This is a genomic window from Alcaligenes sp. RM2 (assembly GCF_052931795.1).
Map to the genome: position 1 here is coordinate 105,169 of NZ_JBRFIO010000001.1, position 26,933 is coordinate 132,101.

The following is a 26,933-nucleotide window of genomic DNA, read 5'->3' on the forward strand; positions in this document are numbered from 1 at the left end:
GATGAGAAAACTCAAGAATGTACTGTTGCTGGGCCGCAAGGAGCTGTGGAGTCTGGCGCGCGACCCCATGATGCTGCTGCTCATTGTGTACGTGTTTTCGGTCTCGATTTACACCTCCGCGACCGCGCAGCCCGAAACCTTGAACAATGCGCCCATCGCGATTGTGGACCAGGACCAGAGCCCCTTGTCAGCGCGCATTACGTCGGCTTTTTATCCGCCTGAATTCATCCACCCGCACATGATCGAGTATGGGGAAATGGACTCGGGCATGGATACGGGGCAGTTCACCTTTGTGCTGAACATTCCACCGAACTTTCAGCGCGATGTGCTGGCCGGACGCAGCCCCGAAGTGCAGTTGAACATTGACGCCACCCGCATGAGTCAGGCCTTTACCGGCAATAACTACATCCAGCAGGTGGTGATGGGCGAGGTTAACGAGTTTGTGCGGCGGTATCGCAGCATTGACACCTTGCCGGTAGATCTGGCCTTGCGGGTGCGGTTTAACCCCACACTGGAAAAAGCCTGGTTCGGCAGTATTGCCGAGGTCATCAACTCGGTGGCGATGCTGTCCATCATTCTGACCGGAGCCGCCCTGATCCGGGAGCGCGAGCACGGCACGATCGAACACTTGCTGGTGATGCCGGTCACACCGGGCGAGATCATGGCGTCCAAGGTCACGGCCATGGGACTGGTGGTTCTGGTGGCGACGGCGGCTTCGCTGAATTTTGTGGTGCGAGGTCTGCTGGGCGTGCCTATCGAAGGTTCCATTCCCTTGTTCCTGTGCGGCGCCGTTCTGTGTCTGTTTGCCATGACTTCCATGGGGATTTATCTGGCTACCTTGTCGCGCAGCATGCCCCAGTTTGGCCTCTTGTTGATGTTGACCTTGCTGCCCATGAACCTGCTCTCGGGCGGACGTACCCCCCGCGAAAGCATGCCTGAAATTGTTCAGAACCTGATGCAACTGGCTCCCACTACACACTTCGTGTCCCTGGGGCAGGCCATCTTGTTCCGGGGGGCTGGCATTGAAACGGTATGGCAACCCTTTTTAGCCCTGCTGGTGATCGGGACGGCGTTGTTCCTTCTGTCACTGCGGCGTTTTCGTAACACCATCTCTCAGATGGCTTGATGGACTGGGCCCCGTCAGGGGGCACTTTTTTCCTTTAAGGAGATTTCGATGAGCATGGAAACACTTCCCCTGGATCTGTACAAGGCCAATGTTGAGTTGCAACTGCGTATCACGCGCCTGCTGCAGGAGGGCGGCCATCGCTGGCTGGAGTCCGTACAGAAAAGTAATTTGCGCAGCATGGAGCAGACCACGGCCGAGATTGAAGGCTTGTTGCAAACGGCTAACTGGCAGTCCTTGGCCACCTTGCCCGCCGACACGTTCTGGCGCTTGTTCCAGCACGGCGTTAACGACAGCCAGACCATCAATCAATTAGCGATTCAGAACCAGACCGAGTTCACCTCCGGTTTGCAGGAAGCGCTGGAAGCCTGGCAGAAGTCGGTGATGGCGGTGGTCAGCAATACCAGTGCGGCCGTGCCAATGATGGATATTTTCAAGCAGTGGGGCGCACCTTGGGCAAACGCTGCCAGCGCCTCTGACACTAAAAAGGGAGCATAAGCGGTATGTCTACGGTTAAACGCACGGCCTTGGTGACAGGTGGTATGGGCGGTCTGGGCCAAGAGATCGCCCGTGCCCTGCATGATGCGGGCCATCAAGTCCTGGTGACTCACTCGCGCAGCGAGGCTGATGCCCAGGTCTGGCTTAAAGAGCAGGCCGATGCAGGTTATGTGTTTCAGGGCTATCACGTTGATGTGGCCGATTTCGAATCGTGCCAGCAAATGGCGCAAGCTATCGAGAAGGACGGTCTGCAAGTCGACATCCTGGTCAATAACGCCGGTATTACGCGCGATGGCACGTTCCGCAAGCTGAGCAAAGACAAGTGGGACGATGTGCTGCGCGTCAATCTGGACTCGGTGTTCAACGTGACCAAGCCTTTTATTGACGGCATGCTGGAGCGTACCTGGGGCCGAGTGATCAATATCTCGTCCATCAATGGCAGCAAGGGACAGTTCGGTCAAACCAACTACTCGGCCGCCAAGGCAGGGATGCACGGTTTCACCAAGGCTTTGGCTCAGGAAGTGGCGCGCAAGGGCGTGACCGTGAACACAGTTTCCCCTGGTTATCTGGCCACCAAAATGGTCATGGCTGTGCCTGAAGATGTGCGTAACAGCATTATCGCGGGCATTCCAGTCGGCCGTCTGGGCAAGCCCGAGGAAATTGCCGCTCTGGTCACCTTTATTGCCAGCGAAGCAGCTGGATTTATGACAGGTAGTAATGTCGCCATGAATGGCGGCCAGCATATGTATTAAGTCCGACCCGGTTCGGCTGCTGCCTGTATGGGCCCGCTTGTCGGGCCTGCGACTTATGAAAGGAATGGATATGCACAAAGATATCGCCATTGTTGCTGCGACTCGTAGTCCCATCGGCCGTTTTCAAGGGGGGCTGTCTACGGTGCCCGCCCACGATTTGAGCGCACAACTGATTCGTGCCGTGCTCCAGAGTACGGGCGTTGCAGCCGAACAGATTGATGAAGTTATTCTGGGCCAGATTCTGACCGCCGGCGCTGGTCAGAACCCGGCCCGTCAGGCCGCGGTGAACGCTGGCCTGCCTTATGAAGTTCCCTCCATGTCCCTGAACAAGCTTTGCGGTTCAGGCTTGAAAGCGGTGCATCTGGCGGCTCAGGCCATCGCCCTGGGCGATGCCGATCTGGTGCTGGCCGGTGGTCAGGAAAGCATGAGCCTGGCTCCCTTTGTTGTACACAAGGCGCGTACCGGCTTGGGCCTGGGCCACGCCATGATGGATGACACCTTGTTGCGTGACGGTTTGACCGACGCTTTTCATAACTATCACATGGGGATCACGGCAGAAAACCTGGCCGAGCGTTATGGCATCACCCGCGAACAACAAGATGCTTTTGCGGTGGAGTCCCAGCGTAAAGCCGTAGCCGCCATGCAAGCCGGACGCTTCAAGGACGAAATTACCCCCATCGACGTACCCCAGCGTAAAGGCGACCCTGTGCGCGTCGAGGCCGACGAACAGCCGCGTGCCCAAACCACGCTGGAGTCCTTGGCCAAGCTGCGTCCTGCCTTCAAGAAAGACGGCACGGTTACCGCCGGGAACGCGTCCACCATCAATGACGGTGCAGCCGTACTTTTGCTGGCCAGCGCAGAGAAAGCCAAGGAATTGGGCCTGCCCGTTCTGGCCTGGATTCGTGGCTGGGCCAGCACGGGCGTAGATCCGGCCATCATGGGTATTGGCCCGGTATCGGCCAGCCGCAAGGTCTTGAAGAAGGTGGGTTGGGAACTGGATCAACTGGACCTGATCGAAGCCAACGAAGCCTTTGCCGCTCAATCGCTGGCGGTGGCCAAAGACTTGCAGTGGGATATGGACAAGGTCAACGTCAATGGCGGTGCCATCGCTTTGGGTCACCCCATTGGTGCTTCCGGCGCGCGCGTGCTGGTGACCTTGGTTCATGAAATGCGTCGCCGTGGTGCCCGGAAAGGTCTGGCCACCTTGTGCATTGGCGGTGGTCAAGGCGTAGCGATTGCCATTGAGGCCGCTTGAACAGATAGCTGATGGAAGGGAGAAGATGATGACAGATAAGTCTCGTGACGACAGCACGGCCTGGTCCTCCTGGATGATGAATCCCTGGAACCTGGGTCAGACCGTCTCCTCGTACCTGGTGGACGCCTGGCAGCGCGCCATTCTGTATGCCGATATCGAGCGTCAGGTCGGGGATCAGTACCAGGCTCAACGCAAGGTTGAGGTGCCCAATGTGCTGAACTTCCCGGCTGAACTGGTCATGTCGGGCCTGAGTCTTCCCCGACCCGTTAACTATCTGATGGTGCGCATTCTGGCACCGGAAGATCAGCCTACCGATCCCAGCAAACGTCCTTTCCTGGTGGTGGACCCCAGGGCAGGGCACGGGCCGGGGATCGGTGGCTTCAAGTCCGACAGTGAAATCGGTGCTGCGCTGCAAGCCGGGCACCCTTGTTACTTTGTTGGCTTTTTACCGGACCCTGTTCCCGGTCAGACCGTCGAGGACGTGATGCGTGCCCATGCTGCCTTTGTCAGCAAGGCGGCTGAGCTGCATCCGGAAAGTCAGGGCAAGCCGGTGGTGATCGGCAATTGTCAGGCGGGCTGGCAGGTCATGATGGCCGCCGCCGTCTGGCCGGAGCTGTTTGGCCCCTTGATTCTGGCCGGTGCGCCCGTGTCCTATTGGGCCGGTCGCAACCCCATGCGCTATGCCGGTGGACTGTTGGGCGGTAGCTGGCTGACCGCCATGACCAGTGACCTGGGCAATGGCCGTTTTGATGGTGCGTGGCTGGTCAAGAATTTCGAGAACCTGGACCCGGCCAATACCTTGTGGTCCAAGCAGTACAACGTGTACGCCAAGGCCGACACCGAGGCCGAGCGCTATATCGGTTTCGAGAAGTACTGGGGCGGTTATGTCTTTCTGAATGATGTGGAAATGCAGTACATCGTGGACAACCTGTTCATTGGCAACAAGCTGTCTACAGCCCAGTTATTGACGTCGGATGGCATCCGTATCGACCTGCGCAATATTCGCTCGCCCATTGTGGTGTTCAGTTCCTTTGGCGACAACATCACGCCGCCTGCACAGGCCCTGGGCTGGATTACTGACTTGTATCTGGACGACGATGATGTACGCAGTCACGACCAGACCATTGTGTTCACGACCCATGATCGTATCGGGCACTTGGGTATTTTCGTGTCGGGCAGTGTGGGCAGCAAAGAGCACCGCAAATTTGCCAGCACGATTGATCAAATTGACCTGTTGCCCGCCGGAATTTATCGGGCCACTGTCGAGGAAACGCCTGACGACGACACCTTATTGGATGACCCCTATCTGATGTCGGTGCGTCAAAGCAGCCTGGCTGAAATTGCCGAGATTGTGCAGCCTGATCCCGAATCTGATCGCCGCTTTGCTGCCGCTGCCCGTCTGTCGGAGATCAATCTGGCTTTTTACAAGAGCACCTTGCAGCCTTGGGTAAAAGCGTTGACCACGCCTTATACCGCTGCGCTGCTGGAAGCATTGCATCCCATGCGCTTGTCTTACGAGTCCTGGACCAGCGCCCACCCCTGGGCCGCAACAATCCACCAATGGGCCGAGAATATCGCACAGCAGCGTCAGACTGTGGATGAAGATAATCCCTTCCTGGAGGCGCAGGAGAATTTCTCCCAGGCTATGGAACGGGTCTTGAATAATTACCGTGATCGTCGCGACAGCATCTATCAGATCTGGTTCGACACCGTCTATGGCTCTCCTTTGCTGATGGCCCTGGCCGGTCATGCACCGGGCGATTCCATCCCGGCGCGTCCCCATCCAGGCAGTTCGCCCGAGCATCTGGCCTTTGTACGCCAGCAAATGCACAGACTGGATGGCTTGTTGAACGAAGGCGGTTTGCTGGAAGCAGCACTGCGTGGTTTGTTCCATATTGCCAAGCAGCGCAACAGCGTGGACGAGCGTTATCACCATGCCGCCATGCGTTTGCGCGAGCAATACGACACGGGCAATTTTGATATTGAAAAAATGCGTGCTGCAATTCGCGAGCAGGCCCTGGTGCTGGCGCACCACGGTCATAAGGCCGTGGAAGCGATTCCCCATTTGCTTAGCAAGCAGACGCCCGAGGAAATCCGTCTGGTGGCATCCCTGATCAAGAAATTGATCAGTGCTATAGACGAGCAGGATGCCGCTCCCGAGGCGGTGGTCAAGGCGTCTGAAGAAGTGTTGGGTTTGTTCGAGTCAGCTGCCAAACAGCAGGAGCAGGCAGGGAAACCGGATGAGGCAAGCACCAAGCCTGTAGTGAACACGGCGGCCAAGACGGCAGCCAAGACCCCAGCATCAGCGGCCGAGAAAGCTGCAGCTCCTGCGCCGGTGAAATCTGTCGCTCAGACCTTGATGGCGACGGCAGCAACACCAGTGAAAACCGGTGCCCAAGCCTCTAAAGCGACGCAAGCCAAATCAAAGACAGCAAGCTCGGCAAGTAAAACGCAGCCAGCCGCTAAAGCAGCTGCAAAACCGGCTGTGGCAGAGCCAGTGAAACCGGCTGTGAAGTCGACAGCAAAGCCGTTAGCTCAAACCGCAGCAGGCATTCCCGCTAAAGGCGGGGAGGCAGCAGCCAAGCTGGTGGAAAAGGTAGAAGCCAAAACCGCTGCGCCCAGCAAAGCTGCTCCTGCCTCTGCTAAAGCAGCAGCTGAAAAAGCGGCTTTCGCAGCTGGCTCCTCATCCGTTGCAGCCAAGTCGCCTTCAAAAGCGTCGGCATCCCAGTCAGCCAGCACCGGCGGTACGGCATCCAGGAATCGTCAGCGCAAATCCTGAGATTTGGCGTGAATGAATTTTTGAAGGAGTTTCAAGCATGAAGTATTCATTTTCCGGCCACTCTGCTCTGGTAACGGGTGCGGCCTCCGGCATTGGTGCCGCCACGGCCCGTATGCTGGCGGCCAATGGCTTGTCGGTCGTGGTGTCCGACGTACAGGCTGATGCCGTGCAGGCCGTGGTCAAGGAAATTGAGCAGGCCGGTGGCAAGGCCGTGGGCAATGTGGCGGACGTCACCCAGCCTGATCAAGTGAAAGCAGCCGTCGACTGCGCCATTGAGCATTTCGGGGCCTTGCACTTTGCCGTCAATAACGCCGGTGTGGGCGGGGATTCCGGCCCGGCTGGCGAAATGGACCTGGATGGCTGGCGTCGCCTGATCGACATTAATCTGAACGGCGTAGCCTATGGCCTGCGCTATCAGATCCCCGCCATTTTGGCGGCAGGGGGCGGCGCCATTGTGAATATGTCTTCCATCATGGGCCTGGTTGCCAATCCGACATTGCCCGGCTACAACGCGGCCAAGCATGGAGTCGTCGGCCTGAGCCGTTCTGCGGCTTTGGAGTATTCCTCCAAAGGCATACGCATCAATACCATCCACCCCGGTTATGTGGATACCCCCATTCTGTCGGGCTTTGATGAGGCCGCGCGCGCTGCTTTGGTGGCCCAGCACCCGATTGGTCGTTTGGGTCATGCGGATGAAATCGCCCATGCCATTGCTTTCCTGCTTTCGGATGGTGCCAGCTTCATGACGGGCGCCTGCATGGTGGCCGATGGGGGCTACACCTCTATTTGAGTTGGGGGATCACGTCGCTGCGAGAACAAAATCAGTATTTCAATCCAAAATTAGCCAGCGAAAATCCGGGCCCCACTTTTACTGGGGCCTATTTTTAAGGAGTTCCACAATGAAGTATTCATTCTCTGGTCACTCTGCTTTGGTGACGGGGGCAACGTCAGGTATTGGCGCTGCAACCGCACGTGTGCTGGCTGCGAATGGTTTGTCTGTGGTGGTGTCCGGTAGAAATCGTAGTGCCCTGGAGGAGGTGGTCAAGGAGATCGAACAAGCGGGTGGCAAGGCGGTAGCCCAAGTAGCCGATGTGACCAAGCACGAGCAAGTGAAAGCCTTGGTGGATTGTGCCATTGAGCATTTCGGCGCTTTGCACTTTGCTGTCAATAATGCAGGCATTCTGGGCGGCTCCAAGCCGGTTGGGGAGATGGATCTGGATGATTGGCATCGCCTGATCGATACCAATCTGAATGGCGTAGCCTATGGCTTGCGCTATCAGATTCCGGCTATTTTGGCAGCGGGTGGTGGGGCGATTGTGAATATGTCGTCCATCATGGGCCTGGTGTCCAATGCCCGTTTGCCCGGCTATAACGCGGCGAAACATGGGGTAGTGGGGTTGAGCCGAGCCGCAGCGCTGGAATACTCCTCCAAAGGCATACGCATCAATACGATCCATCCCGGCTATGTGGATACGCCGATTCTGTCGGAATACGACGAGGCGGCGCGGGCTGATCTGGTGACTCAGCATCCTATTGGACGTTTGGGCCATTCTGACGAAATTGCCCATGCTATTGCCTTCCTGCTGTCGCAGGGGGCCAGCTTCATGACGGGAGCATGTCTGGTGGCGGACGGAGGCTATACCGCCCGTTAAGTGACAGGTTTGGCGGCTCTTTTTTGTGTTGGAGCCGCCATCCTGTGCTCAAAATATACTGATACTCGATACTCGATACTCGATACTCGATACTCGATACTCGATACCCGATACCTGCTCCTTGGTCCTTGATGTAAAAAGGGTCGGTACCGCTACTCCAGCCTTATTTCACGCCAATAATCTTGATCGTGGTGATTGATACCGAGCCGGGCGGCACGCCTGTGTCGGCATGAGCTTCGGTGATAGGAATGTGGATTCTTGCAGAACCACCAATACCCAGCTGTTTGACGATATCTTGGAAAAGTGGCGGTAGATCCCTGGTCAGGCTGGTTTTGCTTTCCCTGGCCGCCAACACTTCACCCGTTCCTAGTTCTTCATCCAGCTCAAACAAGATATCGCTGCTAGCGGTGACCATGGGAGCCTTCCCCTTGCTCAAGATTTTGTAGACCACACCATTAGGCATTGTGACTGCTCCTTTTTCTACCCCAGCCGCAGCAAGAACAGACTTGGCTTGCTTTTCGTTCTTGGACAGCATGGCTTGCTCCAATAACTTGTCTACGTTGGCCAGCTCCACAGAAATGATGCTGGAGGACAGCTGCAGGCGTTGATCGATCTTGTCGCTGAAGCCTTGTGAGAAGGCTTGCAAATCCAGTGTTTTGCCGATGGAGGCCAGCTTTTGCGTCTCGTGAGGCGCACTGTCCGCATACCAGGCACCGATGGCATAGCTAAGACGGATATCCGGCGAGGCAGCATCATTTACGATCATGCGCCTGGGCGTCCCGGCAGTGTCGGCCTTGCTGGCAGTAAGAGCCTGCGCGACCAATCGGTGCTGCAAATCCTGTTTCGCTTCTTTCAGACCATCAATTTCTTTCTTGAGTGTGGCGATTTCAGCCGCATTCGCGGCAAGCCGGTTGTTTTGTGACTGGCCATTAGACAGCTCCAGGCTTCGGTCTCTTTGCAGGCTTTCCAGTTCTGAAGCCAAAGCATGCTTTTGGTTCAGCTCCTCTTCCAGACGCTGACTTAATTCCTTGATCCGCGCTTGATTCTGCTCCTGATCGATAGCAATGGGCGCCAGGACCACAGAGCCATCCGGCTCTGCCTGTAACTGCTGTAATTGCTGTTGTAGCTGGCTGTTCAGGTTTTCAGTATCCGACAGGCGCTGCTGCAAGGTGATCAACTGAGTGTTGGCTTGATGCAGTTCGTTCCGGAGCAAGGTGTGGCTTTTGTCCTCATCAGAATCGATAGCGAAAGAGGGGGCTGTGTTTAGTTGTATGGGATTTGGGGTGGGTTGGGGGCGCGCAAGACCATCGCCAATGATGTTTTCCTGGGCCAGACGGTCCAGTAGTCCTGTTCCAACTGAGTGAGAGGCTTCATAGAAAATCAGCAAGGTGCAGCACAGGGCGGCGTTGAAGTACTTTTTCATAGCTTGTTCAGGGATTGAACGCGATCGACCATATTGGTATAGACGGCGTTATTGATCCGGATGCAAACCAGGGAAAGCATTTTGTTGACTTCGGTCAGCATGATTTCAGACGCATTTTCATCAATCAGGGATTCATTGGCTTTGTAAATGCCAAAGTTTTCATCAATGGTCTGCATCTGCTGTCGATATTTTTCATAGGAAACGGGGTCCAGCTCTTTCAGCGCGGCGAACTCTTGAAAGCACTTGTCTTCCTTGCTGGACACGGTGGATTCCTGGGCGGGCCGAATCGAGGGGGTAGTTTGGCAAGCGGAAAGAAAAAAGGCGACCAGAATGGCCGCGCCGGAAACAGCGAATCGCATAAACACCTCGAGACGTTCGACTATCTTTATTCAGGTTCTTTTATAGGGGACGAGCATTGGGTTCGAGCGTTGCAGCCAGGTTCGGCAATGCAGGCCTGTGTTGCCTGTGTTGGACGGTGAGGTCACTCAATGTGATTGCACTGCCTGAGTCTGTGCTGCACTGAAATTGGACCATGTGGATGCGGGCAAAAAATTAAGAACTATCTGATTTTCACGGCTTGCCTGACTGTTGGGGCGGGATGTAGATCAGCGACAGAAGCAGCAGCAACAGGCAGATGGAGGCAGACAGAATATTGGTGCCGCTCCAGCCTGCAAAGCTGAACAGAAAAGCGGGGGCAAAGGCACCCAGTGTGGCGCAGATGGAAACGCCCAGATCATTCAGGCCCTGTACTTCCAAAGCCTGCGGTTTGTCTTCCAGGCTGTTGCTCAGCAAGGCACTGCCGCCCACATAAGTGAAGTTCCAGCCTAATCCCAAAATCAGTAAAGACAGGCTAAGTGCTGTATAGCCGTGGGCCACGATATTGATCAGACTGCTAAGCAGCAAAAGTACGATGCCGCTGATGGCAATGGTTTTCAGACCAAACCTTTGGATCAGAATGCCGGTGAAAAAAGAGGGGGCAAACATGGCCAGAACGTGCCATTGAATGGCGGTACTGATGTCGGAGAAATGCACATGAAGGTGGGACATATGCATGGATGCCTGAATCATCAGCAGATTCATGATGCCGTAGCCTATGGCCGCAATGCAGATAGCAATGGCCAGAGTCTTGTTGTGCAGCACCAGCCCAAGTGTCTGGCCACGACTGGTTTTTTTGAGTGTGGTGCTCTGGACCGGCTTCACTTCCTTGATCAATAGATTCAGGAGTAGCGACACCCCAGCCAGTACGGTGAAGGCAGCATAGCAGGCGGCAAATTCCTGTCCGAAGCTGCTGGTTTTCAAACCCCGTATCAGCATCGGGCCAGACACGGCGGCAATCACCCCGCCAGCCACAACTAATGAAATGGCTCGTGGTTTCAAGGTGCTGTTCAGTCCGTCCGTGGCCGCAAAGCGATTGAAGTTGGCAAAGGCAATATAGGTTCCCAGCAGAGCGTGTGAGGCTACCAGCCAGGAAAACTGCTTCATTTCGATCGCCCAATAGCCCACCACCCCCGATGCAGCCAAAGGCAGACTTGCCAGCAGAAAGGATTTCTTACGACCTATGGCAGCCATCAATCTGGAGGCGGGCAGGGTAAAGAGCATCACGAACAGGAACTGAAAACCGTAGGGCACGGTGGATAACCAGGGCTCGGGAGCCAAACTGCCACCTACCAAAGCAGCCATGGTGACAGACATGACGGCAGTGGTCAGGTTGATGGATTGGGCCAGGAAGTAAAGGTAGGTTCTGTAAGGAAGGTGGGTGGCAGTCATGGTGCTACGTGGTGAGGGATATTGAGGCTGATCGTGCAGTCAGGAACAGCGGAAGTGTGATGCAACGCGTTCTGTATGTGCAGGAGAAAATGCGGGTCACGCCTGCACATGCTGGTGGGGATTTTGGCCTTGTCGGGGGCCCCTGTCTCGAACAGTCGGTGTACTATCCTGAAAACTGTTAGCTAATTTTTTCTAACAGTGTTTGGGGAGCAGGCAGGTATGGATTTTCACGAGCGTTTGAAGGACGCCATCCTCCAGGGCGAGTGGGCGGTAGGGCAGCAGTTACCTTCGATTCGCAAGATGATGGTAAGGGAGGGTTTGAGCCATCACACAGTCGTCAGTGCGTACACCCGTCTGGTGGGTGAGGGCATGCTGGAGGCCTTGCAAGGGCGCGGTTATTTTGTGGCCCGCTGGTCCGGTTTGAACGAGGACCTGCCCATTCTGCCGTCCGAAGCCCCGATGGATCCCTTGTTTAAACTGCTGCAGGCCAGGCCCGAGCAGTGCAAGCTGGGCTGTGGTTGGTTGCCCCTGCCTTGGCGGGATACGGATATGCTGGCCAAGGCCATACGCAAAACGGCCCGATCTGGCCGTAGTGGTTTGGTGGAGTATGGCGATATTCATGGGTATCTGCCGTTACGCAAGCAGTTGTCCCTTTTGCTGCGTCAATCGACCTTGATCCAGGTTTCCCCTCAGCAGATTTTGACGACCCTGGGAGCAACGCAAGCCTTGGATCTGATCTCGCGCACGGTGATTCGCGCCGGGGATCATGTTCTGGTGGATGAGCCTTGCAGCAGTAATTTGATCAAGCTGATTCGTTTGTGCGGTGGGATACCTGTCGGGGTGCCTCGTCTGGCGGATGGGCCGGATGTGGCGGCGCTGGATCGTATTTTGCAGACTCACAAAGTGCGGGCTTTTTTCTGCAATAGCACGTTTCATAATCCAACTGCTGCGGGTTTAAGTCCCAAGGTGGCTTTTGAAGTGCTAAAGCGCGCAGCCGAACACGATTTTCTGATTGTGGAAGATGATGTGTATGGGGATTTTTTCCCTGGTGTGCGTCAGACGTTTGCGGGGTTGGGGGATTTTGAGCATGTGGTCTATATAGGCAGTTTCTCCAAGTCGCTGTCGGCTTCCTTGCGTATCGGCTATCTGGTTTGTGGGCCGAAGTTGATGGAGTCCTTGCTGCGTCTGAAATTGTTGACCAGTGTGGCCGTACCGGGGTTTTGCGAGCGTTTTGTGAATACGATTCTGGCCGATGGCACTTATGCCAAGCACACGCAGGCGATTCAGCGCCAGTTGATGACGCATCAGCAAGTTGCGCAAAAGGTACTGAAAGAATACGGCTGGGAGTTCGAGGTGCAGGCGCAAGGTGGAATGTTCTTGTGGATTCGGCATCCGGATCTGCCGGATTTGACGGACTTTATTCAGCGGCTGGAGAGCAAAGGGGTTTTGCTGATGCCGGGCAGTGCGTTTGCCGTCAGCAAGGAGTTCAAGGACAGGACGCGATTGAATGTGGCGCATTTGATGCCTGCGGTGTTTGATTGTCTGGATGTGAGTGTGGGAGCTTGATTCTTGGTCAGTATCTGGGTTTTTTTGCCAAGACGCCCCTCAAGCCCGCCGCCCGACCAATCTGCTGAGCCCTTGCCGGTGCTGCGCACCGGTGCCCTTGGCGTACCATTGCTCCGGGCGCGCCCTTAACTCCGGGGGTGACTGGTCCCCCGGACCAGCCACAAGCGTCCCCGTCAAACAGAAGGGCGCTTGCATCCCTACGCAATGGTTCGCCGGCGGCAAGGACTCTGACCCGCCGATTGGTCGGGCGGCGGGCTTGAGGGGCTTGGGAAATACATAAAGAACAAGCCAGAATCCCAAACTGGGTTCTGGCTTGTTGGTGTAAAAAAACCGGCCCCGTTTGCCTATGCATACAGGTGGGGCCGGGGTCGGCTTAAGGCTTCAGAACGGGTTGGTGTCCTGCCAGGGGTTTCATCGATTCCACGGCGTAGGCTACGTTCAGGATGCGTGCTTCTTCAAAGGCAGGGCCGATGATTTGCAGGCCTACGGGCATGCCGTTGGAGATACCGGCGGGCACCGTGACGGCCGGCAGACCGGTCAGGTTGCTGGGGCCGGTAAAGCGGATGCCTTCGTCGATGAAGTCCAGCGTTTTTCCGTTGATGTTGACGGTATCCATGCCAATGTCCGGTACCTGGCAAGGCAGGGTGGGGGCGATGATGACGTCTACGTCGCTGAAGGTGCCGGTAAATTGCTGTTTCAGGGCGCGGCGTACTTGCTGGGCTTGCAGGTAGTCGATGCCGCTGAACAGTTCGCCCAGTTCAAACAGGAAGCGAATGTCACCGCCAAAGTCTTCTGGGCGTTTGATCAGGTCCTGGTGGTGGATGGTCGCCGCCTCGGTCAGGCTGACGGCCAACTCGGCCCATTCGGAGTAGCGCAGGGCAGGCACTTTCAGGGGGATGACTTTGGCGCCCTGTTTTTCCAGGTCGGCCAGGCGGTCGCGAATGACTTTTTCAATTCCCGAGTCGACGTTCTTGAAGAAGTAGTCTTCGATGATGCCGATGCGCAGACCTTTGACGTTGCCGTTCAGGGCGCTCAGGTAGGAGCCGGCAGGGACATTGGCGCAGGTCGGGTCGCGGGGATCAAAACCGGCAATCACTTCCAGCATCGCGGCAGCGTCCGCTACGGTTTTGGACATGGGGCCAACGTGGTCCAGGGTCCAGGCCAGTGGGTAGACGCCAAATTTACTGACGCGTCCGTGCGTGGGTTTCAGGCCCACAATCCCGCAAGCGGCCGACGGGATGCGAATGGAGCCGGCTGTGTCAGTACCCAACGTGTTGTAGGAACTGTGGGAGGCAACGGCGGCGCCGGAGCCACCGCTGGAGCCGCCGGGGACACGATCAGGGTTCCAGGGGTTATGCACGGCACCAAAGTGCGGGTTGTTGTTGTCGATACCCCAGGCATATTCGTGCATGTTCAGCTTGCCGGTGAAGATTACCCCGGCATCGCGCAGCTTGGTGGCAACGGTGGCGTCGTCCTTGGAGACAAAGTCCTTGTGAATCTTGGAGGCCATGGTGGTGACCTCGTTCGCAAAGTAGATATTGTCTTTCAGCGCCAGGGGCACACCATGGAACACGCCCTTGTACTTGCCGGCCATGATGTCCTGTTCGGCTTGCTTGGCACTTTTTCTGGCCTGCTCGGCGGTGACGGAAATGTAGGCGTTGGTCTGTGGGTTCGACTTGTCGATGTAGGCCAGTAGGTTGTCAGTCACTTCGACAGGAGAAACAGCCTTGTTGCGCAGTTTGTCCGCCAGTTCAATGACGCTTAGCTCAAGCAATTCCTTATTCATGGTGATCCCCTCCGGCCAGGTGTTTGATAGCAAGGTCGGCATCGTCAATGGCAATACCTTCCAGATTGCCTTTCATGGCTTGAATCTCGCGCCATTTGGTCTCCAGCTTGGCCAGATGTTCGGGACTGGGGTGTATTCCTTTTGCAGCCAGGGTGTCTTTGACACTTACAGTCATTTGTCCTCTCCTTATCGTTTTCAAAACCGTGCATGCGCCGATGACGCGCACAAAAAAAGCCCCACCCCTGGTGACAGGGAGTGAGGCTTTATTGCCTGCATGTCGCTGGCAACGTTGGCAGCGCATGCATGTGTTTTGGCAGACTCAGATGTCTGCTTTTTCAATCTACAAAATATTGATGCCTAAACATACTGGGGTTTACCAGAGGGCGTCGAGGACGGGAAAAGCTGGTCGATTTTGCAGCTTTCCGGCCTCTGATCTATGCGCTTTAGCCGGCTTGATTCACAGATTTAGACAGTAGGTAAAAAGCACTATCGGAATAGTCTTATGGTTTGTTGGGGTATGAATTGGTGAAATTGTATCTGGGTCTTTTTACATACCTATTTAACAAAAGGTAATCCCATGAGAAATAAAAAATTCAAAAGCAAGTTGTGTTCAATGCTGGTAGCCGGTTTTATTACCTGCTTTTCCGTGAATACTATTGCTCAAACTAATGAGGATTGCATAAGAAATACGGATTTGAATTTATATGATTGGAAGGTTGAGCCTTATGGAAATGGGTTCTATAACGGTCAGGTAATAGCCTCGGCGCTGACATACTCGACATTTTTTTATTCGGGATACGAGCGCAAAACCAGTGTGGATGCAGGGGGGGTGAACGGTGGTGAACACCCCTATAACGCTATTCCTATGCCCAAAACACCTGGTGTGGGAGTGCGAGTTTCCTGGAATGGATTTTATAGCCTTTACGCGTTTACTGCTTCTTCTGTCCGTCCTAACGGAACCCCGGTTTCTGTTCCTTATCTGGGGAAGATGTTGACTGGAGAAGGCCCCAGAAGCTACACGATTTCGTATTATTTCAAATACGAAATTGTGGTGATCGACGCGGAAAAATATAAGGGTGGGAAGCTTGAGGTAACTAATGAGCAGGCAGTTACTGCTTTTGTTTCTCGGACTAGTTCAGCAGGCAGAAACACAATTTGCGTTAATGGGATTCTTGATTTGATGGCGCCTTTGGTAAAAGGGGGTGGAATTCCCGAAATGCCCAAACCTCCAGCTCCTACCTGTTCGTCGGCGGACCTGAACCGGGTGGTGTCCATGCCGCCCATCACCCTCTCGCAGTTGGCCGCATATGGCAGCAGTCGCAGCGAGGGGAGGATCGCTGAACAAAACTTTGAACTGGTAGGCCGCGGCTGTCCGGCAGGTACCACGATCAAGGCCTTTTTTACCGATACTCGTGCCAGTTCGGAGCCCAAGAATTATTTGCGCTCTTCACATCCGTCGGTTGGTGTGCGTCTGTATCACCGGGATAGCCAGCAGCCAATCGGGTTTGGGCCTGCGCCTGTGGGTTCCACTTTGCCGGACCGTCCCCCCGTCGTGGAAGGGCCAACAAGCAGCTCTTTATCTGATATGTATTTGCCTATCACCGCCCAGTATGTGCAATTGCCCAATGTGCAAAGCGGCACGGTAACACCAGGCAGTTTGCAGGCCGAGGCCGTGGTCACTTTCATGTATGACTAGGCCTGTGATGGCATCCGCTCATACAAAGAGCGGGCTGCACTGGCAAGGGCTGGGGTTTTCAGACTATTCCTAGGCCATTAGCCCGCAGGAAATCTTACGATCTCAGTTATCGATTCTGGCCTGGAAATTCCAGTCTGTTCATTGTTAGCCGGGGACATTCATGTTCGCACCATCCACTTCTCACCTGCCACCTACGATGGTGATGAACTTGCTTCGTCAGCCTCGCTCGGAGTCCGGCTTGTGGATGCCCCGGCGCATTGTCCCTGCTGTCGGGCGTTCTGCTAAAGCAAGCGCAGCTCCGGTAGACAGCAAGGCCTTGAGCAGCCGCCTAGTCCGGCCTTACGGCTTTTCGGGCCGTAGCGGGTGCGCTCAGGCTGAACAGGGCGGGATGCTGATTACGCGGGCCGTTTTGCTCGATGCCTTGCGGAAGGAGCAGGTTCAGGCGTGGCTGCAGCCCAAGGTCTCGGTGCAGTCCCAGCAGTTGGTTGCGTTGGAGGCTCTGGCGCGCTGGCGTCACCCTCAATGGGGTGTCTTGTCACCCGATGTGTTTTTGCCCTGGTTCAGTGAGCATGGCCTGGACGAGGCTTTGCTCTTGCATATGCTGCAAGAGGTTCTAGGTTTACAGGCCTATTGGCGTCGTCAGGGTTTGTCGGTGCCTGTTGCAGTGAACCTGCCCACTCATTTGCTTGATGATGTCAGCCTGCCAGATCGTCTGATGGCCTGTGTACAGGAACAGCAGGGGCAGGCCAGCCAGATTACGTTGGAGTTGCTGGAAAACTCCAACACCCGGACGCCCTGCGCCTTATTTTTAGGGGCTTCACGCCTGGTAGCGATGGGCTTTGGGCTGGCGCAAGATGATGCCGGGGTGGCCTACAGCTCAATGGAACGTTTGATGTCAGCCCCGTTTTCAGAACTCAAACTGGACCGGCAAAGTGTGTATGGCTTGGCGCACAGTCGCGAGCAAAGCGAACAGGTACAAGACTGGATCCGGGTGGCCAAGCAGCGTGGCCTGCGTGTTACCGCCGAAGGAGTAGAGCAGCAGGAGGATCTGGATTGCTTACGACAAATGGGCTGTGATTATGCTCAAGGCTATTTGTTCGCCAAACCCACACCCGCCTTTGAGCTGGATATGTGGATGCGTCAGCGTTGGGCGACATGAATCAAGCATGCCCGGCCCTGCCTTGTGCGTATTTAGGAGAACAGGTTGTTCTGGGTACAGAACGCAATCAGGTCCTGGTTGTTATGCACGTTCAGTTTGCGCATGGCCGATGCTTTTTGGGCGCTGATAGTCTTGATGCTGCGGTTTAATTGTTCAGCAATGGCGCTGATGGAGTCTCCCATGGCAAACAGGCGCAGGACTTCAAATTCCCGGGGGCTCAGGGACTCCAGGCGTTCCTGTACCGAGCTGGTCAGCACGTCTTTGGGCGTATCTTGCTTGAAATTGGCCGGGTAGTACTTCACGCCCTGGCGCAACAAGTGCAGGGCGACCAGGACTTCAGAGAGCTCGTCCTGTTTGAGGACAACTCCTTGTACGCCAGCATCGTACAAAGAAGAAATAATCATGGGGTTGGACACCATGGTCAGCACAATCAGTTTGACGTCTGGAAAGTGGCGCCGTAGATAAGAAATGAAGCGCATCCCGTCGCCATACTGCTCATCGCCGGGCATGGAGTAGTCGGTAATGATGGTATCGGGCTGGTTTTTCTGCAGGTGCTCGACCAGCTCCGAGGGGCTGGCAGCTACGGCCTCAACGCTCAGGTTGATATCGCGGCCCAGCAGCTCGCGTATCCCCATCAAAATCAATGGGTGATCGTCTGCAATGATGACGCGCAGTTTCTGAATGGCGGGCATTCGGGTTTCCTTGCCTGTTTTGCTAGACTTGTTCAATCAGCTCGCGTAGTGCCTGGCACACGGCAGCGGCTGTATGAACTTGTGTTTCAGTTTGTTGAGTATTTTGCCTGAAATTCTGTTCCAGTTCTTTCACTCTGTCCGCGATTTCATGCAGACCCATTACCACCAGAGCTCCAGCCATGCGATGCAGGACGGCCTGGCTTTGCGCCGCGTTTTGCTCTTGCAGGGCTTGTTCCAGAGTCTGTAAATCCTTGCTCATGGTGCTGCGGAAAATATCCCGATAGCGTTTGGGCACAGGTGAGGTAGCTAACGATTCCAGCAGACTGCTCAGGGTGGCCAGATTCATGGGCTTGACCAGGCATGCGTTCATGCCGCTTTGCGTACAGCGCTGGGCTTCGTCGCGCATGGCGTTGGCGGTAATGCCAATGATGGGTGCATTCATGCCTTGTGCACGCAGTTGGCGTGCCAACTCGTAGCCCGTCATATTGGGCATATTGACGTCTGTCAGTAGCAAATCATGGTTGTTGTCATCCCACAGACTCAAGGCCTCTTCGCCATCTTGAGCCAGGGTTACCTGATATCCCAAACGCTCCAGCTGTTCCCGCAAGGTCGCCTGATTGAGCGGGTTGTCTTCAGCGACCAGCACATGCAGGCCTGGGCGGCTGGGGGGCTTGATCGCTGTTTTGGCGGGTGGCGTGGACTCCAGGATTTGTGCCGGCGTGGCATGTTGTTGTGCCCGCCAGCGCTCCAGGGAACGAGCGATGCTTTCGGGACTGGTGCCATCCGCCTCGGGCAAGGTACTACTGCCATCGCGTGCCGAGACACTGAGGTAGGGGCCGAGCCAATGAGGTACCGGCTGGCTGCCGGGCATCATCACATCCAGCAAGATCTCTTCGGCCTGGCCTGTCAGAGAGTCGCTGGGCAGCAGGGCTTGTGCCTGGGCATTCCAGCGGATGAGCCAATTGCAGATTGACTCGGACAATTCGGCATGGGGTGTTCGCACATGCAGCTTCATGCCATGCAGGTTCGGGGCAGGGCGGGTTTGGGCCTCTTTGGGCTCTATGTCCAGATTCAGCGTAAAGGAGAAACTGCTGCCCAGTCCTGGTTCACTGGTTAACTGAATCTGACTGTCCATCAGTTCGGCCAGACGGGCACAGATGGACAGGCCCAAGCCTGCTCCTCGTATGGTGTGCTCGCCCGCATGGGCGACATAAAAGGGGGTAAACAGCTTGTCCTGTCGTTCGTGCTCAATGCCCACGCCACTATCAGCCACCTGAAACATTAATTGGGCTTTTCCTTGGGCAATCTGCTCAAGACGCAGTCGCACAATAATGTGACCTGCCTGAGTGAACTTGACGGCATTGCTGATCAGATTGCTCAGAATCTGACGTATGTGCAGAGGATCGCCCAGGACGCAAGAAGGGACATCCGGGTCTATATGGCAAAACAGCAGCAGGTTTTTTTGCTGAGCCATGGCGGTATAGGTGGCGGTGCAATCCTGGACCAAAGCAATCGGGTCCAGGGGCACCGACTGCACATGAGTTTGGCCCGCTTCAATCCGGCTGATATCCAGAATGTCACTGATGATCTGCAACAATTGGCGCGAGGCACCTTGAATTCGGTCTACCTGTTGATGCTGCTGGCTATTTAATTCGGTCATGGACAGCAACTCCAGGGAGCCCAAAACGCCGTACAGAGGCGTGCGAATCTCATGACTCATCGTGGCCAGGAAAGCGGATTTGGCCGTACTGGCTTCATCGGCGGCCGCGCGCGCGCGTTCCAGTTCACGCTGGATTTCTTCTTGTGCCGTCAGGTCCATCAACACACACAGCAGAACGTCCTGCTCATGGTAGCGGCTGGGTGCGCAGGCCAAATGCAGGCTGCGTCCATCTGCTAAATCTACTTTGCCTTCGGTGGCCTGCGCTCCCTGTTGCTGCAAGGTGTTCAGGGCCAAGGCTAGCGGTGCCTGTTCAGGTAATACATCCCCCGCATCCAGACCCAGCCATTCCAGTGCCTGGGCATTGCCAAAAATAATCTGCCGTTTTTCTTTGCTGATCACGCACAGAGCTACCGGCGAGGTATCAATGATGCTGCGGTTGAAGTCCCGGCTTTCCAGCAGTGCACGTTGGGCCTGACGTGCTGGCTCCACCACACGGCGCCCGTACCAGCGGGCATAAGCCATGCCGCCCAGCAAACTCAGCAATAAAAATACGACCGTGCCCAGGGGCACCCATGTGCTGTCCAGCAACTGACTGGGGCTGATCAGGTAGCGCCCTGTCCAGGTGCCGGAGGGATCGCTCATTTGAAAGGCCAGGCCCCGCCAGCTGATGCTAAAACCATCGTGCTGTAAATCAGGGGAGTCGTTTTTACCGATCAGCAAACCTTGCTGGGTATGGTGCAGCCAGAATCGATACCCGACAGGCGCTTCGGACTGATTGAAAAATTCCCGCAGCCTGCCTTTGTCAAACAGACTCATGGCCTGGAATCGGGCCGGGTCTGCACCAGGTACGGGCAGTCCGGGCAAGGCAACCGGGATGATGCCCAGCATATGCAAGGGGTGGTCGGGCAGGGAAACCCACTTCACTGCTTGTGGACCGGGTAAAGGCGTGCTCCAGGGCTGGACGTGGTCGCGTGCTTCTTTGTGCGACGCAATAGGCAGGACCGTATCTGTGCGGGAGGATTCCAGCTCCGGAATGCTCAGGCTGTCCTCCATGTCGGGATGGAACAGGAACAGGTAGCCGGACGGAAAATAGGATCTGGCCCAAAAGGACGCAAAGCTGTCGGCCAGATCGGCACCCAAGGTTCCGTAGGCCTCTTTGGGGGCACGGCAATGCTGCTCGCAAATCATGGAAAAGGAGACACTGGCGGTGGGTCGCCAGATATTGACGGAGCGGCCGCTTTCTACCGGCGGCGGTTCCGGCTCTGGCCCTGCCTGCAGTTTGGCAGCATCAGCCTTGAGCTGCGCTAAAAATCGTTCCTGTTCGTGGATATAAGCTACCGTCACGGCGAAATCAGATTTCAGACGATGGCGCTCCTGGCTGAAAAAATGCTGCCCGCCTACGAGCAGAGCGCCCAGCAAAATGAAGGAGACAGGAATAACGCTGAGCAATAGCCGTGTGTGTCCACGCGAGCGCCGCGTCATACGATTAAAAGGTGAGTTGGCCATGGTTCTCCGTGAGGTCGCCGTGTTGGGCAATTCCTGCCGTATCATACCGTCCCGCGCCGTGGTCACGACGCAGCAATTGCAGATGGTCGGATAGGTCTAGAGAGTCGCAGGCTGCAGGCTGTCGCGCAAGGCGGCCATGGGCAGAGGTTTGATCAGCAGGGCATCCATGCCTGCGGCGGACCATTCTTTGTCTTTGTCCAGAATGGCATTGGCGGTAATGCCAATAATGCGTCCCTGGTAGCCTTCCGCACGCAGGGCGCGGGCCAGAGAGTAGCCATCCATGCCGGGCATGAACAGGTCGGTAAACACAATATCAAAGCGATCTTTGTTGGCCAGGGTCAAGGCGGCTTCGCCACTGGCTTCCAGATGGGTGGTGCAGCCCAACAAGGTCAATTGCTCCTGAAGAATTTGCCGGTTAACCGGGTTGTCGTCCACGACCAGTACACGTTGGGGGCGTACGGAGGGTTTTAATGTCTCTTTGGTCGGCTGAGGCGCGCAATCGAGCGCTTGAGCCTGCTGCACCGCTTGCATGATGTGTTTCATGGCGGTCGAGGCAGTGTAGAAGCAGTCGGGATTATCGGCTTGAGGGGGTTGGGTCTGGGTATTGGGTTGAACCATGACCTGGCGGCCAGTCCACTCAGGTGTACTGGTGGCAAAAGACGGCCAGCTATGCACCAGCACAGCCCCCGGTTTGGCGACTTGCCCGGTGTAGGGCAGGGCATAGGCACCCCAATGACGGAGCCATTTGCTGACGTTGGAAACGATTTCCGGGATGTCTCCAGTTACATAAACGGGGCGGAACGCCAATTGGGACTCGGGAGCCGGAGCTGTGCCGGGCGGGGAGGCCACAGGCAGAATCACTTCAAACGTGATACTGGTGCCCAGGCCCGGTTCACTGACCACAGACAGAGAGCCGCCCATCAGGCTGGCCAGGCGCTGACAAATGGGCAAGCCCAGACCCGTGCCAGGCTGCTTGTTGGCGCTGCCTTCGTTAAGGCTGAAATAGGGCAGGAACAGTTTGGGCAGAACCTCTGCACTGATGCCCTGTCCGGAGTCCGTAATCTGAAAGCGCAGTAACAGGCGGTTGCCCGGCTGGGGTTCAGTATGCAGACGCAGCACCACATGGCCAGAAGTGGTGAACTTGATGGCATTGCTGATCAGGTTGCTCAGAATCTGGCGAATCTTCAGGGGATCACCAATAGTGGGAACCAGGGCCCTGACAGGGGTGATGGAATACAGTAGCAAGCCCTTGTTTTGTGCGGTTGCAGCAAACGCTGCAATAGTTTCATCCACCTGCTCCTGCGCACAGAATTCGCGCGGTTCCAGGGTGACGTGCCCCGCTTCAATACGAGACAGGTCCAGCGATTCACCCACTACCCGGAACAGTGTTTCGGCCGAGCGGCGCAAGGTGTCCAGATAGGGCGAAGGGTGTTGCTGCTTTTCGGACAGAGACAGGAGCTCCAGCGTCCCTAGAATTCCGTACAGGGGCGTGCGGATTTCATGACTCATGGTGGTCAGGAATTGAGTTTTGGCGATGTTGGCGTTCTCGGCCAGTTGGCGGGAGTGACGCAGGGCAGCCTCTTCGGCTTTTTCAGCGGTGACGTCAATAATGGAGCATAGAGCCGCGGGCTGTCCGCGGTAATGCAAGCTGATGGCATGGACACGTACACTGCGCCCGTCCTTCAGGGTAACGTCGGTGCATGTGCTGGGCTCATGCTCACCGGGTAAGCGCGTACGCCATTGATCATCACCTTGCATCCAGGTGCGTGCCTGCAGGTTTTCTTGAAAAACCACTTCACCTTGAGCGTCGACCAGGGCCAGGCCGACAGGAGCCATGGCAACCAGCTTGCGATTCAAGGACACGCTATCGACCAGGCTTTGTTGCTGCTGGCGCGCAGGTAGCAACAAGCGCCTCCGTATCAGGCAAGCGCCGACCAGAACAACGGTGGTAAAGACGGTGAGGGTCAGCAAGGCCGTGATCAAGGCATTGCGGCCATCGTGCAATAACTGTTTGGTGGGCAGGGCGTAGAGTACGCGCAGGCCGCCCGTCCCAATGGATTTGCTCAGGATGATATGTTTGGGCCAGCCTTTGCCGTCAAAACCAAAGTAGTCTTGCTGAACCCAGCGCAACTCGGACGCATCAGGCGGGGAGCTGCTGTACAAAACAGCTTGCCCGCGTATATCGAACAAAATGTATTCCGTGCCAGGTGGTGGTGGCGTCAAGGTCAGGGCGCGGTCGATATTGTTCAGTTCAAGACCCAACCAGGCTCCCTGACGGTTTTCTCTGTCTATAGGGGTGTAAGCCACCAACTGCGAGAAAGAGTCATTGTCCTGGTGTAGCCAGAGTACGGGAACTTGACGGGCGTGAGGCTGTTTATTGATGGTGTTCAGGCGTGTGGCTAGCGCATTCGCCTGTGGTTCCCAGAACCGGCCCTGGCCGTCGCGCTCCAGACGGTAGTCTCGGGCAGGATCCAGCTCGCTGTATCGCAAGGTGCCTGTGCGATGGATGGCATTCCAATGGCGGCGCGTCAGTAAAAAGACGTAGTGATCGGCTGAGCCATTGTTCGGGGTGTCGAGCGTTTCCAGGTTTTGTCTATTGGACGAGAGCTGCACGGTGTCGGGAGAAACCGCTGCTGCGGCCACGGCGCGCAGCAGGACCTCACGCTGGTCAAAAAATAATTGGGCGTGGTCGGCAGCACCGTTCAGTTGCCGACGGTACTCGGAAATCAGGTGCGTAGCCGATGCATACAGATATGCCCCGGTGCCCAAGGAGGCACACAGGATAAGGATTAAGGACAAGGCACCCAGCAAGACGCTGGGAAAGCGAGGAACCTGCATGCAGGGCAGGTTCTCTCGCATGGGGCTGCCTCTTAGCTGAACGGGCCTCATACTGTTCCGTCCTGGCTTGCGCCTTGGTTGGCCAGATCGCCGGGCAGCATGGGATCGGGTTCACGCTTGACACAGTTCAGGCGAAGCAACTGATAGTTCAGGCTTTCGGCTTGTTCGGCCAGCTCGTAGCGGGCGCGACACAGCTGACCATTACGGCTGATATCCAGATAGCCGCGCATTTGTTCAGGGGAGACCATGGTCAGGATACGGCCACGCGGGTCGGTCATGCCCAGTTGCTGGCCGGCGGCATCCCGCACCATGGCGCCAAAGGGCAACGCTGCACCTTGCTCATCGCGCAATTCAAACTGTACGCGGTAACCGACTTCGGCCTTGAAAGTAGCCAGGGCAACCGCACCGCGGGTAGGGACGATTTGCTGCACGGCGTTGTCGAATTCGGCATTGCGCGGGGCGTTGCGTGTATCCAGGCTGACGTGGTTGCTGCGGTAGGGGGTGGCATTGGGGATGATGGCGTAGCCGTTCGAGCCGGTCTTGACACCTGCGTGGCTGGATACGCCTACCCCGGCTACAGGCGGCTCTACTTTGGCCAGCATGATGGTCTCGCCCAGCGCCTGCCCCAGGTTTACCCCACCGCTATGCGCGACAAGCGAACCATTGGCCGAGAAATTGCCGGAGCTGTGCTGACTACCATAGGAGTAGCCGGCATTCATGCGGGCAAAAGAGCTTGCTGTTCCTACGTTGACCGAGGCGCTGCTTTCACCGGCAGCACTGCGGCCACCAGCAACGGCGTAGCTGATCTCGCGCTCGGTAGGCAGCAGGCCGCTGGCACCGGCCTGGACAGCATTGCCACTATTGTCGTGGCTGACCGTGGTGAAGCTTTGCGGTGCATTTTGTCCGCTGCCCAGGGGAATGCTCAGAGTCAGCATGACCGCGTTGTCGTGCGAGCGCGAAGGACCAAAGGAAGACTGCAGGTTCCGGGTACGGGTGTACGACAGGTTGTAGTTCACCTTGCCGATATGGTTGCTGTAGCCCACCGACAAACTATTGGAGGAGTTGTTCTCCCAGTTCTTGTTGTAGGAAGCGCTCAGGTACAGATTGCCACCGCCTACAGGTTGGCTGATATTGGCATCGATGCGCTGGCGCGAGTCACGTTGACCGTACAGGCGCAAGTGCGCTGGTGCTTCTGTGGCGGTGACGTGATCGGACAGGGTGCGATAGCCACGGCTCAAGTCGTGACGCATATTGATGGACACGTTCGAGCCGGTAGCCTCGATGAACTTGTTGTAACGCAGGTTCATGCTGGTGCCCTGGGATTGCTGGCCCTGGACACGACTGGTGGAGCGGGTCGCATCCAGCGAGACCGCACCCAACTGGGTGTTCATGCCGACCCCCAGGGAATAGGCATTGAAGTCTTTGGACACCTGCACCCCGGCGGCCAGGGTGGTGTTGGCGCTGACGCCATACAGCATGGAGCCGCTGACAAAGTGGGGACGCTCCTGCATTTCGTCGTTCAGGCGCAGTTGACCGGCGGCGATGTCATAGCTCAGGCGGCCTTCACGCACCATCAAGGGCGGGGCAGAGAATGCCTGGCGCAAGATGCGACGCGAACCATCGGCTTCGATAATGGTGATTTCCAGATCACCGTTCGAGCCCGAGGGCGCCAGGTCACTGATGGCGAAAGGACCGGGGGCGACGTTGGTGGTGTAGATCACATAGCCGTTCTGGCGTACTTCGACCGTGGCATTGCTTTCGGCCGTGCCACGGATAACCGGCGCGTAGCCCTGCTCGCTGTCGGGGCGCATGGCCTCGTCCGAGAGCATCTGCACACCCATAAAGCGCACACTGTCAAACAGGGGCGAGCGGGTATACGTCTGCCCGGCCAGCAACTGGCTTTTCAGGGACACGATATCGCGCTGGGCATAAGTGTTCTGGCTGGTAAAGGAGCTGGAACGATTGGTGCCCGAGGTGTAGTAGGAGTTGTTGCGTATGCGCCAGGGGCCGATGTTCACACCCAGGCGCAGGTCTGCACTCAGGTGGTTGGTGGCGGACATGCCTTTGCTTTGATCGCGGCGTACATTGACACCGTAGTTCACAAAGGCAGCTGTCTGGCCTTCGTCCCACAAAGAAGGATCAACATAACCGCGTTTGCTGGGGCTCAGGTAGATCTGCGGGATGCTCAGCAGCAGACGCAATTGGGCACTTTCGTAGACCACCGTGGCGTCGGGCACAATTTCAGGCAGACGCAAGCAGGTGGACTCGGCCGACACGGGAGCGGGCAATTTGCTCAGATCAATCCCGATCTGCTCGAGCATCTCCTGGTCAAAGCAGGGCTCGTTTTCGTCCGTACGCGGGTTGCGTTTGAAGGTGATGTCGCGTCGTCCGGTACGCTGCTGGTTCACGTACAGGTCCACGCGCTGTACGCCTTCAGCGACGTTGCTGCTCGAGAGCAGGGTGCGCAAGTCGGCGGTGGAGGCGTTGCCTTGCAGGAAGGCCATGTTAAATGCCATGGAGTCACCGCTATCCAGAGCAGCAACTTGTACGGGCTCTGTCTTGTTTTCTTCGGGAGCGGGCACGGTAACGGAGGCGGTCGTCTGAGCCTGGGCAGCACAAGCTGCAAATACCATGCAGGGCAGCAAGGCAATCCGCAACGCGGCCAGTGGCTGGCGGCTGATGGGATGAATGCGATGGCAGAACAGATGGTTTTTTGTGAACATGACTCTGCACCCAGGGGGCGTGATTGACGATTTGAAGACGTGCAAGGGCTCCTGCTAC

19 protein-coding genes are annotated in these 26,933 nt (G+C 56.5%); 10 read left to right on the forward strand and 9 right to left on the reverse strand.

Translation table 11 applies throughout. From position 1 onward, the window contains the following. The first annotated feature begins 1 nt into the window (after nt 1). From ACU6HM_RS00480 to ACU6HM_RS00510, 7 genes are all read left to right on the forward strand, one after another. The gene (locus tag ACU6HM_RS00480; RefSeq protein ID WP_021446932.1) at nt 2–1,126 is read left to right on the forward strand and encodes an ABC transporter permease; all 1,125 of its coding nucleotides are present in this window, start codon (nt 2–4) and stop codon (nt 1,124–1,126) included. 54 nt (nt 1,127–1,180) lie between these two features. Then, entirely contained in the window at nt 1,181–1,621 is a 441-nt protein-coding gene (locus ACU6HM_RS00485; protein WP_235484280.1) for a phasin family protein, read from the forward strand. Between the two features lie 5 nt (nt 1,622–1,626). Further along, nucleotides 1,627–2,373 (forward strand): acetoacetyl-CoA reductase, encoded by a 747-nt coding sequence (gene phbB, locus ACU6HM_RS00490; RefSeq protein ID WP_009459304.1) that lies wholly within the window; start codon nt 1,627–1,629, stop codon nt 2,371–2,373. Nucleotides 2,374–2,443: 70 nt separating this feature from the next. Beyond that, nucleotides 2,444–3,628: an acetyl-CoA C-acetyltransferase gene (locus tag ACU6HM_RS00495; protein ID WP_324575428.1), complete on the forward strand. Its 1,185-nt coding sequence runs from the start codon at nt 2,444–2,446 to the stop codon at nt 3,626–3,628. Between the two features lie 28 nt (nt 3,629–3,656). Then, nucleotides 3,657–6,407 carry a DUF3141 domain-containing protein gene (locus ACU6HM_RS00500; RefSeq protein ID WP_446763228.1) on the forward strand — a complete coding sequence of 917 codons (2,751 nt, stop codon included), beginning with the start codon at nt 3,657–3,659 and terminating at the stop codon, nt 6,405–6,407. Nucleotides 6,408–6,444: 37 nt separating this feature from the next. Further along, nucleotides 6,445–7,197 (forward strand): SDR family NAD(P)-dependent oxidoreductase, encoded by a 753-nt coding sequence (locus tag ACU6HM_RS00505; protein WP_009459298.1) that lies wholly within the window; start codon nt 6,445–6,447, stop codon nt 7,195–7,197. A gap of 109 nt (nt 7,198–7,306) precedes the next feature. Next, a complete protein-coding gene (locus tag ACU6HM_RS00510; RefSeq protein WP_250755983.1) occupies nt 7,307–8,059 on the forward strand; it encodes an SDR family NAD(P)-dependent oxidoreductase in 753 nt (250 codons plus the stop codon). Between the two features lie 163 nt (nt 8,060–8,222). Here the strand turns inward: ACU6HM_RS00510 and ACU6HM_RS00515 are convergent, their stop codons facing one another. The 3 genes from ACU6HM_RS00515 to ACU6HM_RS00525 form a co-directional block, all read right to left on the reverse strand. Further along, entirely contained in the window at nt 8,223–9,482 is a 1,260-nt protein-coding gene (locus ACU6HM_RS00515; RefSeq protein ID WP_446763229.1) for an FKBP-type peptidyl-prolyl cis-trans isomerase N-terminal domain-containing protein, read from the reverse strand. Further along, nucleotides 9,479–9,841, reverse strand: coding sequence for a hypothetical protein (locus tag ACU6HM_RS00520; RefSeq protein WP_446763230.1), 363 nt, complete (start codon nt 9,839–9,841; stop codon nt 9,479–9,481). Before ACU6HM_RS00520 ends, ACU6HM_RS00515 begins: the two co-directional genes overlap by 4 nt. Before the next feature lie 211 nt (nt 9,842–10,052). Next, complete coding sequence (locus tag ACU6HM_RS00525; RefSeq protein ID WP_324575434.1) at nt 10,053–11,249, reverse strand: MFS transporter; 1,197 nt, start codon at nt 11,247–11,249, stop codon at nt 10,053–10,055. 219 nt (nt 11,250–11,468) lie between these two features. Between ACU6HM_RS00525 and ACU6HM_RS00530 the strand changes: the two genes are divergently transcribed. Next, the gene (locus ACU6HM_RS00530) at nt 11,469–12,815 is read left to right on the forward strand and encodes an aminotransferase-like domain-containing protein (protein ID WP_254498925.1); all 1,347 of its coding nucleotides are present in this window, start codon (nt 11,469–11,471) and stop codon (nt 12,813–12,815) included. A gap of 373 nt (nt 12,816–13,188) precedes the next feature. Here ACU6HM_RS00530 and ACU6HM_RS00535 read toward each other — a convergent pair whose 3' ends face one another. Next, nucleotides 13,189–14,601 carry an amidase gene (locus tag ACU6HM_RS00535; protein ID WP_446763231.1) on the reverse strand — a complete coding sequence of 471 codons (1,413 nt, stop codon included), beginning with the start codon at nt 14,599–14,601 and terminating at the stop codon, nt 13,189–13,191. Next, nucleotides 14,594–14,776 carry a hypothetical protein gene (locus ACU6HM_RS00540; RefSeq protein WP_003803240.1) on the reverse strand — a complete coding sequence of 61 codons (183 nt, stop codon included), beginning with the start codon at nt 14,774–14,776 and terminating at the stop codon, nt 14,594–14,596. Before ACU6HM_RS00540 ends, ACU6HM_RS00535 begins: the two co-directional genes overlap by 8 nt. Nucleotides 14,777–15,178: 402 nt before the next feature. Here ACU6HM_RS00540 and ACU6HM_RS00545 point away from each other — a divergent pair, with 402 nt between their 5' ends. Both ACU6HM_RS00545 and ACU6HM_RS00550 read left to right on the forward strand, forming a co-directional pair. After that, nucleotides 15,179–16,297: a fimbrial protein gene (locus ACU6HM_RS00545; protein WP_115633983.1), complete on the forward strand. Its 1,119-nt coding sequence runs from the start codon at nt 15,179–15,181 to the stop codon at nt 16,295–16,297. A 160-nt stretch (nt 16,298–16,457) separates the two neighbouring features. Then, a complete protein-coding gene (locus tag ACU6HM_RS00550; RefSeq protein ID WP_369327081.1) occupies nt 16,458–17,456 on the forward strand; it encodes an EAL domain-containing protein in 999 nt (332 codons plus the stop codon). Nucleotides 17,457–17,488: 32 nt separating this feature from the next. On the opposite strand, the gene ACU6HM_RS00555 is transcribed toward ACU6HM_RS00550, so the two are convergent. The 4 genes from ACU6HM_RS00555 to ACU6HM_RS00570 all read right to left on the reverse strand — a co-directional run bounded on the left by ACU6HM_RS00555 (nt 17,489) and on the right by ACU6HM_RS00570 (nt 26,875). After that, a complete protein-coding gene (locus tag ACU6HM_RS00555; protein ID WP_035272032.1) occupies nt 17,489–18,148 on the reverse strand; it encodes a response regulator in 660 nt (219 codons plus the stop codon). Nucleotides 18,149–18,170: 22 nt separating this feature from the next. Then, nucleotides 18,171–21,314, reverse strand: coding sequence for a response regulator (locus ACU6HM_RS00560; protein WP_446763232.1), 3,144 nt, complete (start codon nt 21,312–21,314; stop codon nt 18,171–18,173). A gap of 96 nt (nt 21,315–21,410) precedes the next feature. Then, a complete protein-coding gene (locus ACU6HM_RS00565) occupies nt 21,411–24,173 on the reverse strand; it encodes an ATP-binding protein (RefSeq protein ID WP_446763233.1) in 2,763 nt (920 codons plus the stop codon). A gap of 26 nt (nt 24,174–24,199) precedes the next feature. Next, complete coding sequence (locus ACU6HM_RS00570) at nt 24,200–26,875, reverse strand: fimbria/pilus outer membrane usher protein (RefSeq protein ID WP_250755973.1); 2,676 nt, start codon at nt 26,873–26,875, stop codon at nt 24,200–24,202. Between the last annotated feature and the right edge of the window lie 58 nt (nt 26,876–26,933).

Bases quoted from the DNA above. Each gene is read 5' to 3' on its own strand.
- ACU6HM_RS00545 (WP_115633983.1), top strand. From the start codon at position 15,179: ATGAGAAATAAAAAATTCAAAAGCAAGTTGTGTTCAATGCTGGTAGCC.
- ACU6HM_RS00555 (WP_035272032.1), bottom strand. From the start codon at position 18,148: ATGCCCGCCATTCAGAAACTGCGCGTCATCATTGCAGACGATCACCCA.
- ACU6HM_RS00500 (WP_446763228.1), top strand. From the start codon at position 3,657: ATGACAGATAAGTCTCGTGACGACAGCACGGCCTGGTCCTCCTGGATG.
- ACU6HM_RS00505 (WP_009459298.1), top strand. From the start codon at position 6,445: ATGAAGTATTCATTTTCCGGCCACTCTGCTCTGGTAACGGGTGCGGCC.
- ACU6HM_RS00525 (WP_324575434.1), bottom strand. From the start codon at position 11,249: ATGACTGCCACCCACCTTCCTTACAGAACCTACCTTTACTTCCTGGCC.
- ACU6HM_RS00480 (WP_021446932.1), top strand. From the start codon at position 2: ATGAGAAAACTCAAGAATGTACTGTTGCTGGGCCGCAAGGAGCTGTGG.
- ACU6HM_RS00565 (WP_446763233.1), bottom strand. From the start codon at position 24,173: ATGCGAGAGAACCTGCCCTGCATGCAGGTTCCTCGCTTTCCCAGCGTC.
- ACU6HM_RS00510 (WP_250755983.1), top strand. From the start codon at position 7,307: ATGAAGTATTCATTCTCTGGTCACTCTGCTTTGGTGACGGGGGCAACG.
- ACU6HM_RS00515 (WP_446763229.1), bottom strand. From the start codon at position 9,482: ATGAAAAAGTACTTCAACGCCGCCCTGTGCTGCACCTTGCTGATTTTC.
- ACU6HM_RS00535 (WP_446763231.1), bottom strand. From the start codon at position 14,601: ATGAATAAGGAATTGCTTGAGCTAAGCGTCATTGAACTGGCGGACAAA.
- ACU6HM_RS00550 (WP_369327081.1), top strand. From the start codon at position 16,458: ATGTTCGCACCATCCACTTCTCACCTGCCACCTACGATGGTGATGAAC.
- ACU6HM_RS00570 (WP_250755973.1), bottom strand. From the start codon at position 26,875: ATGTTCACAAAAAACCATCTGTTCTGCCATCGCATTCATCCCATCAGC.
- phbB (WP_009459304.1), top strand. From the start codon at position 1,627: ATGTCTACGGTTAAACGCACGGCCTTGGTGACAGGTGGTATGGGCGGT.
- ACU6HM_RS00560 (WP_446763232.1), bottom strand. From the start codon at position 21,314: ATGGCCAACTCACCTTTTAATCGTATGACGCGGCGCTCGCGTGGACAC.
- ACU6HM_RS00540 (WP_003803240.1), bottom strand. From the start codon at position 14,776: ATGACTGTAAGTGTCAAAGACACCCTGGCTGCAAAAGGAATACACCCC.
- ACU6HM_RS00520 (WP_446763230.1), bottom strand. From the start codon at position 9,841: ATGCGATTCGCTGTTTCCGGCGCGGCCATTCTGGTCGCCTTTTTTCTT.
- ACU6HM_RS00530 (WP_254498925.1), top strand. From the start codon at position 11,469: ATGGATTTTCACGAGCGTTTGAAGGACGCCATCCTCCAGGGCGAGTGG.
- ACU6HM_RS00495 (WP_324575428.1), top strand. From the start codon at position 2,444: ATGCACAAAGATATCGCCATTGTTGCTGCGACTCGTAGTCCCATCGGC.
- ACU6HM_RS00485 (WP_235484280.1), top strand. From the start codon at position 1,181: ATGGAAACACTTCCCCTGGATCTGTACAAGGCCAATGTTGAGTTGCAA.